Source organism: Sphingobacterium paramultivorum, from assembly GCF_014109745.1.
Classification (GTDB): Bacteria; Bacteroidota; Bacteroidia; order Sphingobacteriales; family Sphingobacteriaceae; genus Sphingobacterium; species Sphingobacterium paramultivorum.
Genome location: NZ_CP058555.1, coordinates 3,720,731 through 3,736,345, shown reverse-complemented (window position 1 = coordinate 3,736,345; position 15,615 = coordinate 3,720,731). Strand labels below are relative to the sequence as shown.

Genomic DNA, 15,615 nt, shown 5'->3' with positions numbered 1-15,615 from the left:
ATTATGAAAAAGATATTTATATATATAGGTCTTGTAGTTTTTCTGTTTTCTTCTTGTAAAGAAATTGACCTAGACCTTAGTCCCGAGGATTACTTTGCCAGTGGGAGTTTCTGGAAAAGCAATGAGCAGGTCGCTGGAGCCATGCTGGGGCTTCATACTCAATTGCGTGGACAACAGCAAAACCTATGGAATTTGGGTGAACTGCGTGGGGGAACCTTAAGAGATGGTACCAGTTTTACAGGAACAGCATCATTGAACTCAGCAGGGATAATTACACAGGATATTCGTGAAAGTTCTCCTGGCATATCGGGCTGGGCTGGATTGTACGCGCCAATTTTTCAGGTTAATAATTTTATTTATCAGGTAGAGAAAGCTGATTATTTGACAGATGTGCAAAAGGGCTATTATTTGGGGCAAGCCTTCGGACTACGTGCTTTTTATTATTTCTATCTGTTTAGAACCTATGGCCGGGTGCCTTTGGTGACAGAACCACAAGCCGCAATTAATACCCCGACCTCAGCGGAAAAGGCATACAAAGCGCGAACCGAAACGGAAAAAGAAACCTTAGACTTTATCAAATCGGAAGTTGATAAATCGGAAAAATCGTTTTCAGGAAATTATGAGACTAAAAATCAAAAAGCACAATGGTCTTTGGCGGCAACAAAAATGTTGAAAACAGAGGTGTACTTATGGTCGGCCAAAGTTGATATGGATGGAAAGACCCCAGAGAATAGTCTTACGGAATTAAAACTCGCGAAAGCCGCAATAGAAGAAGTAATTCCTAAATATACGCTCGTCAGCAATTTTGCAGAAGCCTTTAAATCTGCCAGTGTACCAGCGATGAAAGGTAATTCTGAGATGATCTTTGTACTTCGTTACCTAAATGGAGAAGCAACTTCATTTTTCAGTAATTTCATTTATGCAGCAAGTGATGATATTACTGGTTATGTAGATGATAATGGACAGGCAATTCCAAAAGATCCTCTTCAGACCGGGTCTACAGGTTTGATCCGTTATGAGTATAAAATGGATCTCTATAGATTGTATGAAAAAGCTGATACAAGGGCAAATGCAACATTTCTGAATTTTAATAAAGGAAATACATCTGCAGTAGTATTTAGAAAATTCTTGGGAACTTTGATAGACGGTGTTCGTAACTATTCCGATGATTATCCTGTTTATCGCTTATCCGAAGCTTATCTATTGTTGGCGGAAATTAAGAATAAATTGGGCGAGGATCCAACTGCTGAAATCATGGCTGTGCGTAACCGCGCCTATGCTGGAAAAGCGCCTTTGTTTATAAATGGCAGTTTTGAGGCAAACGAATTAGCGATCCTCTATGAACGTACGAAAGAATTTGTGTCCGAGGGCAAGCGATGGTTCGATTTGCGACGCATGCAGGATGTCACTGGAAAGCCTTTGTTATTTCGTAAAGATTTAAACTTAGTCGGCGTATTGAACAACATTGATGGTCAGAAGCATAAAATCTTATGGCCAATAGACTTGGGGACACTTACTGCAGATCCTAAATTAAATGATCAGCAAAATCCGGGTTACAAGGGAACCTAAAAACGAATATCCTGTCTCAACGCTATTCGAGGGTCTGAGGCAGGATATTGTTAACTATTTATATAAAATACCATATGCTAAATCAAAAAATCTCAGGATTAATTGCAGCGCCATTTACTCCTTTCGATGAAAACGGAGAATTGAATCTTGAGCTGATTCCGCAATACTATGCGATGTTAAAGCGCAACCGGGTAACGGGTGCCTTTATTTGTGGCTCTACCGGAGAAGGGGTGTCGTTGACTTTTGAGGAAAAAGTTGCGGTGATGACAGCTTGGGCCAGATTAACAAAAGAGGATAATGCATTTACACTCATGATGCTTCTGGGCGGGACGAATATCAAAGAATGCCAACAATTGGCTAGGCTGGCCGAGCATGCAGGGGTAGATGTCGTGTCATTTACTTCACCATCTTATTTCAAACCTGCCAATGTGGATCAATTGGCAAAATGTTGCGTCGAAATTGCAAGTGCTGCGCCGAATACGGCTTTCTATTATTATCATATCCCGGTATTGACTGGTGGAAATTTCCAGATGATCGACCTGCTGAAGCAGATTGATGGCATAATACCCAATTTTAAGGGAATCAAATATACGCACGAAGATTTTATGGATTTTCTAAGCTGCCTGAATTATGCAGATCGCAAGTATGATATGTTATGGGGAAGAGATGAGAATATGCTGTCCGCTTTAGTATTGGGTAACAAAGGAGCTGTCGGCAGTACCTATAACTACGCTGCACCTTTATATCTTGAGCTTATCGAGGCTTATGATCGGGGAGATCTTGAAAAAGCTAATGCTTTGCAGCAGCAATCTATCGATATGATCACATTGTTAGGGAAGTATGGTGGTATTTCAGTCGGGAAATCGTATATGAAATTGATTGGCCTTGACTGCGGAACATTTAGACTGCCCGTGAAAAATATGTCGGCAGAGCAATTTGAACTCTTTAAGAGTGATGTGAACAAACTTAATTTTCAGAAGTTTTGTGCACAGTAAAATAGATCTCCCTCTCGAGATGAGTATCATGTGTGCTTACATTGAGAGGGAGATTACAAGGTAGACTGTAGGTTCGAGAATAAATAGATATGACAAAACAACATTGGATGGGAGTTATCGTGGGAATACTGTTTACAGGTGCTGTTCATGCACAGGTTGGTCGATTGGAATGGCATAAAGGCATTACGTTGCCAGCTATGCAAGATGGAAAGGCGCATATTGGTATGGCAGGACCAATAGCTGGTGTCACAGGCAATTGTTTCCTGGTTGCCGGCGGAGCGAATTTTCCACATTTACCACCTTGGAAAGGTGGGGCGAAAGAGATCCAAAAAGATGTTTTTATTTACCGAAAAAAAGAGGGACGACTGAGTTTAATAGCCCAGGATAGTCTTCCTATGGCGGTTGCTTATGCAGCCAGCCTGAGTCTACCTGATGGATTGCTGGTTATCGGTGGAGAGACTCCTGATGGAAAGACAGCCGTTTGTAGACTGATTAAATATGATGGCTCTACCAAAAAAATTACGGTGTCAGACTTTCCGAATCTCCCATTTCCGTTGGCTAATATGGGAACGGTAGTTCATGGAAATAAACTTTTCATTGCCGGTGGTGAAATGCCTGATGCTGTATCGGATCAAGTGTTGAAATTGGATCTAGCGCATCTTGGAAAAGGATGGGTTTGTGTTGGAAAATTACCCTATGCAGTCTCCCATTTGCAATTGTTGTCTGATAGTCAAAATGGCCTGTATCTACTTGGTGGAAGAAAGGCTCATCCAGAGAGCCCTTCAACGTTATATCATGAACTATGGTGCTCAGCCGATGATGGTAGTACTTGGTCCAAACGGGCGGACATTCCTTTTCCTGCTGCGGCAGGAACAGCTTGTTTATTGCCCGACCAAGGAATATGGTTGCTGAGTGCGGATCGGGGCAATACCTTCCATCAGGTGGAAGCGCTAATCTTTGATGCTAAAAAGGAAACAAATCCATCGCAGCGACAGAAATTGATTGATGCCAAGAATAAATTGCAAGTCAATCATCCCGGTTTCGGCAGGGCAGTATGGCGTTATGATCTGAAATCGGATGAATGGAAGCGGATGGGGGATCTGCCGTCGAATGGACCTGTAACCACGACAGCTGTTGTCTGGGGCGACATGATCATTTTGCCCAGTGGCGAAGTTAAGGCGGGCGTTCGTACTCCTGAGATTTTAGTAGCAACATTTTCTAATAAATAGGATTGAAAAAATAAGATATAAAAAACTCAATATAACCCTGATAAAACTTGAAATGATCTCTTCTTTACGATATAAACCTTTTTACCCATGGCTCGTTGTAGCCCTCCTTTGGGGGGTAGCCCTGCTGAATTATATGGATCGACAGATGCTATCAACTATGCGTGAAGCCATGCAGGTCGATATTCCACAGCTGCAGCGTGCCGAGACTTTTGGTGTATTGATGGCCGTTTTTCTTTACATCTATGGTATCATGAGTCCTATAGCCGGTATCGTTGCCGATCGCAGCAATAGAAAATGGCTGATTGTAGGCAGTCTTTTTGTTTGGTCGGCCGTAACGTATGGCATGGGGATGGCACACGATTACGCAACGCTATTGGCTTTACGGGCAATTATGGGATTTAGTGAAGCATTGTATATCCCAACAGCTCTTTCGCTGATCGCCGATTACCATACCGGAAAAAATCGATCGTTAGCCATTGGGCTACATATGACAGGGCTATATACAGGTCAGGCCTTGGGCGGTTTTGGCGCCACATTGGCCGCTTCAAAAGGATGGCATACCGCTTTTCATTGGTTTGGAATTATCGGAATATGTTATGCGCTCCTGCTAGCAGTAATGCTTGTGGAAAAAAAACATGAGCCATCCCTTGAGGAGCCTGCTTCGGAAGGGCGATTGTCTCTTCCCAAAAGTTTACTGCTGCTATTTTCCAATGTGGCGTTTTGGATTCTATTATTTTATTTTGCGGCTCCAAGCTTACCTGGCTGGGCCATCAAAAATTGGTTGCCAACATTGTTTGCCGATAGCCTGAATATTCCAATGGCCAAAGCTGGTCCATTGTCTACCATTACAATCGCGATCTCATCCTTTATTGGGGTTATCGTCGGCGGAATACTCAGTGACAAATGGGTAAAAAAAAATATCCGTGGCCGCATCTATACCAGTGCAATTGGGCTTGGACTGACCATACCAGCTTTATTGTTTTTGGGATTAGGCCAGACTTTACCCGCGGTGGTCGGAGCCGCAGTCTGTTTTGGAATTGGCTTTGGCATATTCGATGCCAACAATATGCCTATCCTATGTCAGGTTGTTCCTAAAAAATTGCGCGCAACCGCTTATGGTTTTATGAATATGGTGGGCGTGTTTGCTGGAGCCGTTATCACGCAATGGTTAGGGAAATTTAAGGATGAAGGTCATTTTGGTTTAGGCTTTGCATTATTGGGGGGCGCCGTACTATTGGCGTTACTCTTGCAACTCCTGTTTCTCAAACCCAAAACAACGGAGAAGTAATCGCTTTTATATCCTGAATAAATAGATGATGAAAATGAAATCCTTAATCAGCACGCTGCATACCTATATTTCAAAAAAAGGAGGCCTACTTTTAGGTTTGATTGTCTCCATCTCCATTTCAGTGGGACAACCCCGCACAAAAGTAGCTTGTATAGGTAATTCCGTAACCTTTGGTTATGGGCTCGGCAATCCTGCTCAGGATTCTTATCCGAGCCAGCTTCAAGCGTTGCTGGGCCAGCGGTTTGAAGTGAGGAATTTTGGCCATTCAGGGGCTACACTTTTACGTAAGGGGCATAGACCTTATTATAAAACGGAAGAATACAGGAAAGCCTTGGATTTTAAACCTGATGTTGCCATTATACACCTGGGACTCAATGATACTGATCCGAGAAACTGGCCAAATTATAAGAACTCCTTTGCATCAGATTATGCGACTCTGATTGACTCCATACGATCCGTTAATCCCAAAGTACAAATTTACATCTGTCGATTGACTCCTATTTTTAGTGGTCATCCGCGCTTCTTATCCGGGACATGCGATTGGTACGATCAAATTCAGGCGCTTATACCGCAGATAGCAAAAAATAACCAAGTGGGACTGATCGATCTGAACAGCCCACTGCGGTATCGGATTGATCTTTTTGACGATTACTTGCATCCGAACAGGGAAGGAGCTGCATTGATTGCTGAACAGGTCGCGCATGTATTGATCCCTGTTCTCCAAGATTTGCAAGTGGCCGAAACCATCGGCTCGGATATGGTGCTCCAGCGTAATTGGGAAAATAGCATCTATGGTAAAGGTACTGCCGCCGATGTGATCACTGTTGCATTTAATAAGAAAAACTATAAGATCCAAGTCAATCCCGAAGGCTCCTGGGAAATAAAGTTGCCTAAAATGGAAGCCGGAGGACCTTATGAAATAACAGTGAGTTCGAGCAAGCAGAAAATAGTGTTGAAAAATATTCTTTTTGGCGATGTATACCTTGCTTCGGGGCAATCAAATATGGCTTTTCAACTTCGTGGAGCCATAAAGGGCGAAGAGCTGATCAACGATGCACCGCACTTAAAGAATGTGCGCCTTTTTAAATGCCGCAACCTTGTGGAGACCAATGCTGTTGCATGGGATACCGCGACCTTAAGGAAAGTAAACGATTTGGACTATTTCAGGGGTGCCTGGCGGCAAGCTACCGGGGCGGAGGCCGCACAATTCTCAGCTGTTGCTTATTCATTTGCCCAGCAGATCGCCAGCGAACAGCATATTCCCATTGGCATTATTGATCTATCGGTAGGTGGGTCTAATACCGAATCTTGGATTGATCGAAAATCATTGGAATACGACGATCTGCTTGTCTCTTATATTCACAACTGGCAAAAATCAGATTTCCTGCAGGATTTCTGCCGTGAGCGCGCCAGTCAAAATCTAGCAGTTTCAAAAGTGAAAAATCAACGCCATCCGTATCAACCAGCTTACAATTTTGAAGCGGGTGTCAGCAAATGGTTGAGCACAGGATTGAAAGGTATACTGTGGTATCAAGGTGAGAGCAATGCGCATAATATAGAACTTCACGAACGTCTTTTTAAAACATTGGTTTCCTCCTGGCGGAAGAGTTTTCACCAAGATCTACCTTTTTTCTTTGTTCAGCTCACAAGTATAGATAGGCCTTCATGGGGTGATTTTAGAAACTCACAACGCTTATTGGAGAAAGCCATTGCTGGTACATACATGGCCGTAACGATCGATGTAGGTGATTCTTTGGATGTACATCCCCGTGAAAAGATTGTGGTAGGTCGACGGTTGGCAAATTTAGTGCGTAAACATGTGTATGGTGTTGAATTGAATGCAGATCATCCTGATCTGGTCAGGTATGCGCTTCGCGATGATAAGTTGTTATTGACATTTGATCATTGTATAAAATTAATAACCCCGGGGAATGCGCCTGTGAAAGGTTTTCAGGTAATGGACAATAAGGGGGAAATTTCTGATGTAAATGCAAATATCCTATCGGGCAATGTCGTCGAAATAGTTAAACCAAGTTTCGGAATCAGCAGAATCCTGTATGGATATGAACCTTTTAGCAGGGCAAATCTTCAAAATGAAATTGGAACGCCAGTGTCCACTTTTGATTTGACGATCAACTAAACATAAGACGATCAACTAAATAGAAATAAATTGACACAAAAACTAGAACAGATGAAACAGACAAGTATAAAAGATACAACAAAGAGCGTCGACTCTGATTACCTGAAAGAACTGGAATCCTTTTATAGTGACCAGCTTCTAAAAGATACAGTTCCCTTTTGGTTTCCACGATCGATTGACCATGAATGTGGCGGTTACCTATTTATGCGTGATCATGATGGGACGTTGATTGATACAGATAAAGCCGTGTGGATACAGGGAAGGGCATGCTGGTTGCTGGCCACACTTTACAATACAGTTGAGCAAAAAGAAGAATGGCTGGAAGGGGCCCGGATAGGCTATGAATTTTTGAAGAAACATTGTTTTGATGCAAACGGCAAAATGTATTTTCATGTAGACCGCATAGGTAACCCAATTCGTATGCGTCGTTATTTCTTTTCGGAGACTTTTGCGGCAATCGCCTTTGCAGCCTATGCAAAAGCGACGGGAGATGCCGGTATTGCTGTGGAAGCACGTGAGCTGTTTGGAATTTGTCTGGCTTATGCACAGGGAGAAAGATTGGTGGAACCAAAGTACCAACAGACCAGGCCAATGAAAGGGATCGGTGTGCCGATGATTATGATCAATACCGCACAGCAAATTCGCGAAACAATTGGAGATCCACGCTGTGATTTCGTTATCAGTGATTTTATCGCGCAGATTGAACGTGATTTTGTAAAAGATGACATACGTTGTGTGATGGAACAAGTTGGTCCTGAAGGTGAAATTGTTGATCATATTGACGGGCGCACACTCAATCCCGGACATGCCATCGAAGGAGCTTGGTTTATCTTGCATGAAGCGAAATATCGGGCGAACGATCCGCATCTGATTGACCTGGGCTGTCGTATGTTGGATTATATGTGGGAGCGCGGCTGGGATACAGAATATGGTGGTATACTATATTTTCGAGATGTCTATGGAAAGCCGGTACAAGAATATTGGCAAGATATGAAGTTTTGGTGGCCACAGAATGAAACGATTATAGCAACATTACTCGCTTACCTAATGACGGGAAATGACAAATATAAAAGTTGGCATCAGCAGATCAATCAGTATGCCTATGATCATTTTCATGATAAAATCAATGGTGAGTGGTATGGGTATTTGCATCGTGATGGGAAGATTGCGCAAACGGCAAAAGGTAATTTATTTAAAGGACCTTTCCATCTCCCTCGTCAAGAGTGGTATTGTATGCAAATACTAAAGGAATTTAACACGATTAAGGGATAACATGATGCGACAAACTGTAGCGACAACTAAGTTCCTCCAAAGGCTGATGATGATTGTCATGATGATCTCTCCGCTATATGGTATGTCCGAAAAAATCAGACCTTTGCTTCCCATGCCGCAGTCTGTTACCTGGAAAACCGGGTATTACCAAGTCAAACAAGTGATCTGCGTACGCACCAAAGGAGACGTGTCAACTACAGATAGACAGACTTTGACAGCACTGCTAAGCGATTGGGATGTAAGGCGGATAGACTTCGATAGCAAAGAAAATATAGCTATAACGATTAGTTGCAATAAAGAAATGAAACTTCCCTCGTCTTCTTTGGAAGGCTATCGCATCGTTATAGATAAAAGGGGAGTAAACATTGAAGCCCGAGCGGGGAAAGGGGTTTTCTATGCCCTGCAAACTTTGCGTCAACTGGGAGGCAGCGATGGTAAGTTGCCGTATTGCGACATTACAGATTATCCATCTTTTCGCTGGCGTGGCTACTTGGTAGACGTGGGAAGAAATTTTCAGTCTATACAGGTGTTGAAGGAACAGATTGATATGATGGCGCGGTATAAACTGAATATTTTTCACTTTCATTTCACCGAAGATATTGCTTGGCGACTGATCAGTAAAAAATACCCCGGTTTGACCGACTCGGCAAATATGGAGCGTTGGAAGGGAAAGTATTATACAGTCGACGATATGCAGCAGCTGATCCGGTATTGTCGTGATCGCCATATTCAGCTCGTACCCGAAATTGATATGCCAGGGCATTCCGCAGCATTTCGCCGTTATTTTAAAACGGATATGCAGAGCGATAGCGGCATAGCGATCATCAAAGAACTGCTGAAGGAATTTGCGACCACCTATCCCGGGCTACCTTATCTGCATATTGGGGGGGACGAGGTGAAGATTCACAATCAAGCATTTTTGCCGATGATGACAAAATGGACGGAGGACTTAGGTTTAAAAACCATCGGCTGGGAGCCTGGTGGTAATTTGCAGCCACACACAATCCGCCAGCTTTGGATGGGTGGGCCACAGGCTATTACCAATGACTCACCTTTTGAAGTGATTGATTCAAAGCATTTGTATATCAATCACATGGATCCTTTGGAAACAGTGACGACCTTGTTCTATAGGGAATTGGGCGGTCAATCGTCAGAAAATGAAAAGTTAATGGGTGCGACGTTATGTTCCTGGCCCGATCGTGCAGTCCATCATGAGCGCGATGTATTCCATCAGAACGCAGTTTACCCGGCTTTGTTAACTTTTGCGGAACGAAGCTGGCGAGGAGGAGGAGATTTTGAATGGCGTAGTAATATCAAAACGGATGTAAAGGGATTAACGCAATTTGCTGAATTTGAAAAGCGTTTGCTCCAACATAAAAGATTGTATTTTAAAGATCTTATTTTTCCGTATTACGCACAAAGTGGGCAAAAATGGATGTTGTATGGGCCTGTGGAAAATAAAGGTGATCTGAGCATGGTCTTAAAAAATGAAGCGACAGGAAAATTTACCGCTTTAAAAAAGATCGGTGAGTTTTATGGTGGAACTATCGTATTACGCCATTGGTGGGCTGATGTGGTAAAAGGGGCTATTGATCGGCCGCTTGAAAATAGCACCGTATATGCTGTGAGCAAAGTATGGAGTGAAAAAGGGGGAAACCAAAGTTTCTGGATCGGTTTTAACGACCTCTCCCGTTCATATGCCAGTGATTCACCAAATTTGGGAACCTGGGACGATAGAATGAGCAAAATTTGGGTAAACGGGCGTGAAGTGCTTCCACCGAATTGGCAACATGCTGGCCAAAAAGGAATTTTGGAGCTCCCATTGGTTGATGAAGGTTACAGCTACCGAAGTCCAAGCATTGTTCTGCTGGAGAAAGGCTGGAATACAGTTGTGGTGAAACTTCCTGTGGGAAAATTAAATGGGAAAGATTGGCAAAATCCACTAAAATGGATGTTTACCTGCCTACCGATTGAAAAGGAGTAATAAATAACCGATCGCATTGTATTAACACAGATGAATTTTTTAAATAGAAGTAACAATAAAACTTATATAGATATGAAGAAATTAGGGACAATGTTGGTATTTGCACTGTTGGCAGGAATTTGTCACGCTCAGGAAGTGAATGTATTTGTTTCAGGCGAAGATGGCTATAAAAGCTACCGCATACCTGCTATTGTAAAGGATAAAAGCGGACAGTTAATTGCTTTTGCAGAAGGTAGGGTGGATCATGCCGGCGATTTTGGTAATGTAGATATTGTTTATAAAATCAGTCAGGATAATGGAAAAACATGGGGCCCATTGCAAGTTGCTGTTGACAATGATAATTTGCAGGTCGGAAATCCAGCTCCGGTAGTGGACCTATTGGATCCGGCATATCCGAAAGGACGCCTGTTTCTTTTTTATAATACGGGTAATAATCATGAGGGAGAAGTCCGCAAAGGAAATGGTTTGCGAGAATGTTGGTCAATTAGTTCGACAGACGGTGGTAAGACCTGGTCTAATCCAGAAAATATAACGCTTGAGACGCATCGTCCCAATCAACCATCCGTAAATGTACAATATATTTTTAAGGAAGACTGGCGGACTTACGCAAATACGCCCGGACATGCTTTACAATTTGATTCTGGTAAGTTTAAAGGACGTATTTATATTCCTGCTAACCATTCTGAAGGAAATCCGAAAGAAAATGGCAAGGACTATTTTGCGCATTCGTATTACTCGGACGATCATGGAAAGACATTCAAGATAGGATCAAGTGTGAAATTTGAGGGATCAAATGAAACAATGGCCGCGCAGATCTCTAACACAGGACTGTATATGAATTCCCGTAATCAACAAGGTAATGTAAAATCGAGGATTGTATCCTATTCCAGTGATGGTGGTGTCAATTGGGATACAACCTATTATGATAAAAATCTGCCCGATCCGGTCAACCAGGGTTCAGTGCTTTCCTGGCAAAAGAAAGGAAAATATATATTGGCTGTGTGTAATGCTGCATCAACCAATAGAAGAGACAATCTAACCGTTCGATTAAGTAATGATCAGGGCAAAACATGGTATTTTAATCAGGTAGTTGCCAAAGCGCCGGAGGGTGTGAAAGGGGATTATGCCGCTTATTCCGATTTAGTACTTTTAAATAAAAATAAACTCGGCGTTTTATTTGAAAAAGAAAATTACAGCAAAATTGTCTTTTTGCCCGTAAATTTTAAGTAATCGGGCACATTGTGTTATCGATATAATATGCATTTTCTTTCATTTCTTCCTTTTGGTTAAAACAGGAAGGAATGAAAGAAAAAAATGAATCCTCGATTATTATGCGGCTTGCTCCACAAGCTGTTAAATAACGATATAAACTTAAATAAAACCAATAATCCAAAACTAAATGAGAAAAACCAAATTTTGGCTGGTGCTGAGCCTAATCGCAACCAGCCTGTCTATTTTTGCCTGCAAAAAGGCCTCGACAGCAACAAAAAATCCGATTCCGGAAGAAAGTAAGGCGAAGGCCTCGACTAAGCTATTAAATGCGACTACCGTAGCGACAACAGACTACGAATTGATTTGGTCGGATGAGTTTAATAGTAGTGGGGGATTTGATTCCACAAAATGGTCTTATGCTGACAGGGGCACTGTCGCATGGAATAAGTATATGACCTCCTTGCCGGCTTATGCCTCCCAAGATGGGAGCAATCTCGTATTGCGTATGGATAATGCTGTTGTAGCCGGAGATCCTGTTGCCTATCATGCGGGAGGAGTTAAATCGATGGGAAAATTTAGTATGACTTATGGAAAAGTTGAAGTGAGGGCTAAATTTACACAGGGAAGAGGTTCATGGCCTGCTATTTGGATGATGCCCGAACCAGCTACAGCGTACGGCGGCTGGCCTAGCTGTGGTGAAATTGACATTATGGAGCATGTCAACAACGAAAGTGTGATGTACCATACGATCCATAATGGCTCAGTTACCAATGCAAATGGTGGGAGCACAGCATCGAAATCTGCTACCTATAATACGACAGATTACAACCTATATACGATGATCTGGAGTCCAAACGACATTCGATTCTACGTCAACAATGTATTGCAGTATACCTACGCAAGAGTTTCCGGTGGGGGGACGCAGCAATGGCCATTTGATGTTCCTTTTTATCTGATTCTAAATCAGGCCGGTGGAGCGGGATGGCCAGGGGCGATCACAAATGCTGACTTACCCTTTAGTATGCAGGTGGATTATGTACGTGTGTATAAACTGCCTTTATTTAGCAATGGCGATTTCGAAAACGGTGTCATCTATCCATGGACAACATGGGGCGGTGGAGCATCGGTTGTTTCTACCGATGCCCGGACAGGAACCAAATGCATCCGCGAAACAGGCGGAGAGACATCCATTGAACAATACCTGACTGGTTTAACGCCGAATACGACTTATCGGTTCGGTGGCTACGCCAAAGTGTCTGCAGCTGGCCAGTCGGTCAGTATCGGTGTCAAAAATTATGGGGGAACTGCAGTCAATGCGACTATAGGTACGACCAGCTACTCCAATAATTCGGTAACTTTTACAACTGGAGCCAATAATACTACTGCTACGGTCTATTTCTATAAACCCTTGAGCGGTACGGTGTATGGTGATGATTTCTATTTGGAAAAATTGTAAAACACCGTAATTGAAAGAGCAGCGATTTAGTTCAACCGCTGCTCTTTTAGCCATACTGCGTGATGACGGGGCTTCGGTCCTCAGCGAGGATGTCGATATAAGTTCATAACTACCTAATGAAAAATGTAAGATAATGCCAAATAAAGGCCATGAATCTTTACATTAGTTAACCGTAGTATCCCCTTATTTCTTCAATACAAGAGTATGTCCATTTTGGTAGAGTGTCATTTTGTTTTCGCTACGTTCGAAAACTATTTTTACGCCAAATTGCGGTTGGACGAGCGTGTTTCTATCCTTGGGTTTCAGTTGAAATGCCGGCTGACCGACAACTTGCCCCAGCACCTTGTTGCCTTCTTTGGTAATATTTATCTGGATAGGAGGCTGCTCGCTTTTATATTCGCCAACGAGACTTAAAATTTCTTCCTCTGTCAATTGTATTTCCGCAAGATCAGGAAGTGGAAAAGGTTTTTTATAAAGTTCGCCAAGGCTGAACTTTAATATTTCATTATTATTATAATTGTTGGCATTGCTAATGATAGCGACATTATAATTACCATCCTCAAAATGACCAGCTACGGAGGAGTATCCATCTATACCACCTGTGTGGCCAAAGCCTATATGTTCATAGAATGGCAATTGGAATAAACCCAGTCCATAGCCCTGATCTATTTTTTTCATCTCTTCCAGGCTTGCAGCATTGATTATTTTATGGCTAAATAAACCATTGAAAAATTTGCCTAGATCTGCCGGAGTTGACCAAACTGCTCCGGCTCCAAGCGGAACAGAATTGTCCGTGTGTGGTTCAAGGGTCCATTCGTGAGTGAATCGATAAGATTCGCTAACATCCCAGCTGTTATTTTGTGGACGGCCAAAGGTTGTCTCTTGCAAGTTTAATGGCTTACAGATGTATTCTTTCAATAAAAAAGCATAGTCTTTTTTCCAAACTTTGTCTAAGATATAGGTAAGTAGGATGTAGTTTGAATTACTATATGCATGTTTACTGCTGGGAGCAAAGTCGACTCCGCCTTTGACGATACGTTCAACAAGTTCTTTCTCTGTCTGTGGTTTAGTATTCCATGTCAAATAATCGTTGTCATCCGTGATATTGTGTAATCCGCTGCTATGATTTAACAATTGGTGAACGGTGATTTTTCCAGCGTCTGGAATATCTTTAAAGAATGCAGATATTGGTTCGTCTAACTTCAGTTTTCCGAGCTCAACTGTTTTTAGTACAAGTGTTGCTGTGAAAGTTTTGGAGATTGAACCTATTCCATAACGCGTATTTATGTTCGCTTTCTTTTTCTGCGCCAGGTCTGCATATCCAATTGCTTTTTGATAGAGTAATTGATCGCCTTTGCTGATCGCAATACTGCCCATCCAGACATTATTTTTATCCATGACGGCCATCAGGCTGTCCATGCGAACAGGTGTGAATTCCTGGGCTTTGAGAATAGGGCTTGATAGGGTTCCTAAGAGGAACAATAACACTGTGGTTCTTTTCATAATTTATGGGGAATAGATTTTTTGAGTTTCAAAATTAACGTGGAGGAATAGTAAAGTCCACTGATGACAAATAGAAAGGCCGGAATGAAATAATTGCCCAATTGTTCGTAGCGCAGGGCTTCTTCGTGCTGTAAAATAAGTTTGCCGAATATGAAAAACTTGTTGGGCGCATAGAAAAATCCGACTCCCTGAGGATCAATAAACTTGGCCACGACTAGAAAGACGGCGATGAGCATAAGGGTATAGATGATATAATAAATCATGTTTACGATCCCTTGTGTGAGCATGATAGGTACCCGTAATAAGGATACGGATTTACGAGGAGATTCTATTGACGGGGCAATGGACGTTGACAAAATCATTTCCTTGATAAAAGTCTCCGGTAACCCGAGTTTATCTAAGATTTCTTGGAGCTGACTAGGCATGGCGTCATGGATTAACTGTGGGGGAAGCTGCTGTTGCAATGCCTCAAATATGTGGCTATTGATTTCACATAATATATCCTGTCTTTGCTCCAAGGCTAATTTTTTTACAAGAGCCGTTGCTGTTGACATGTAGTCATGATATAGCTGAGCTGAGGATCTATTTGTAAAGGGTATCTGGTTATAATGCATGCGTCAAAGTGGTTAAATGTTGGTTTAAGCTTGTCCAATACGTTCTCATCTCTAAGAAAGTACTTTGGCCTTCCTTTGTTATTTTGTAATATTTTCTTGGAATCCCAGCTTCCTGAGGTACCCAGTTCGATTCGACCAATCCTTCGTTTTTTAAACGGATCAATAAGGGGTATAAAGTTCCTTCAGCAATATCAATGGCCGTTTTCTTCTTGACCTCCTGGATAAGATCGTAGCCATAGTATTCCTGATCATAGGCAAGAATACCTAATACAACAAAAGAAAGACTTCCTTTTTTTAGCTGTGAAATCCATTTGTCAATAAATTCTTTGTTCATGGAAGTAAATATATAACAA

At 42.2% G+C, this 15,615-nt stretch carries 12 protein-coding genes; 9 read left to right on the top strand and 3 right to left on the bottom strand.

Annotated features, from left to right (window positions below; genetic code table 11):
- The first annotated feature begins 3 nt into the window (after window positions 1-3).
- From HS960_RS15760 to HS960_RS15720, 9 genes are all read left to right on the top strand, one after another.
- Complete coding sequence (locus HS960_RS15760; RefSeq protein ID WP_182329996.1) at window positions 4-1,569, top strand: RagB/SusD family nutrient uptake outer membrane protein; 1,566 nt, start codon at window positions 4-6, stop codon at window positions 1,567-1,569.
- 74 nt (window positions 1,570-1,643) lie between these two features.
- Window positions 1,644-2,564, top strand: a complete 921-nt coding sequence (locus HS960_RS15755) for a dihydrodipicolinate synthase family protein (RefSeq protein WP_153846512.1) — start codon at window positions 1,644-1,646, stop codon at window positions 2,562-2,564.
- An 89-nt stretch (window positions 2,565-2,653) separates the two neighbouring features.
- Entirely contained in the window at window positions 2,654-3,793 is a 1,140-nt protein-coding gene (locus HS960_RS15750; RefSeq protein WP_182329994.1) for a hypothetical protein, read from the top strand.
- Window positions 3,794-3,845: 52 nt separating this feature from the next.
- On the top strand, window positions 3,846-5,081 hold the full coding sequence (locus HS960_RS15745) for an MFS transporter (RefSeq protein ID WP_182329992.1): 1,236 nt from the start codon (window positions 3,846-3,848) through the stop codon (window positions 5,079-5,081).
- Between the two features lie 34 nt (window positions 5,082-5,115).
- The gene (locus tag HS960_RS15740) at window positions 5,116-7,221 is read left to right on the top strand and encodes a GDSL-type esterase/lipase family protein (protein WP_182329989.1); all 2,106 of its coding nucleotides are present in this window, start codon (window positions 5,116-5,118) and stop codon (window positions 7,219-7,221) included.
- A gap of 51 nt (window positions 7,222-7,272) precedes the next feature.
- The gene (locus tag HS960_RS15735) at window positions 7,273-8,493 is read left to right on the top strand and encodes an AGE family epimerase/isomerase (protein ID WP_182329987.1); all 1,221 of its coding nucleotides are present in this window, start codon (window positions 7,273-7,275) and stop codon (window positions 8,491-8,493) included.
- 1 nt (window position 8,494) lies between these two features.
- Entirely contained in the window at window positions 8,495-10,477 is a 1,983-nt protein-coding gene (locus tag HS960_RS15730) for a family 20 glycosylhydrolase (RefSeq protein WP_202883692.1), read from the top strand.
- 72 nt (window positions 10,478-10,549) lie between these two features.
- A complete protein-coding gene (locus HS960_RS15725) occupies window positions 10,550-11,707 on the top strand; it encodes a sialidase family protein (protein ID WP_182329985.1) in 1,158 nt (385 codons plus the stop codon).
- Between the two features lie 169 nt (window positions 11,708-11,876).
- Window positions 11,877-13,145 carry a family 16 glycosylhydrolase gene (locus tag HS960_RS15720; RefSeq protein ID WP_153846519.1) on the top strand — a complete coding sequence of 423 codons (1,269 nt, stop codon included), beginning with the start codon at window positions 11,877-11,879 and terminating at the stop codon, window positions 13,143-13,145.
- Window positions 13,146-13,328: 183 nt separating this feature from the next.
- Here the strand turns inward: HS960_RS15720 and HS960_RS15715 are convergent, their stop codons facing one another.
- The 3 genes from HS960_RS15715 to HS960_RS15705 are packed head-to-tail and all read right to left on the bottom strand — an operon-like array spanning window position 13,329 to window position 15,596.
- On the bottom strand, window positions 13,329-14,648 hold the full coding sequence (locus tag HS960_RS15715) for a serine hydrolase domain-containing protein (protein ID WP_153846520.1): 1,320 nt from the start codon (window positions 14,646-14,648) through the stop codon (window positions 13,329-13,331).
- Window positions 14,645-15,202 carry a hypothetical protein gene (locus HS960_RS15710; protein WP_182329983.1) on the bottom strand — a complete coding sequence of 186 codons (558 nt, stop codon included), beginning with the start codon at window positions 15,200-15,202 and terminating at the stop codon, window positions 14,645-14,647. The genes HS960_RS15715 and HS960_RS15710 overlap by 4 nt, the downstream gene beginning before the upstream one ends.
- A 49-nt stretch (window positions 15,203-15,251) precedes the next feature.
- Entirely contained in the window at window positions 15,252-15,596 is a 345-nt protein-coding gene (locus HS960_RS15705; protein ID WP_153846522.1) for a PadR family transcriptional regulator, read from the bottom strand.
- Window positions 15,597-15,615 lie beyond the last annotated feature (19 nt).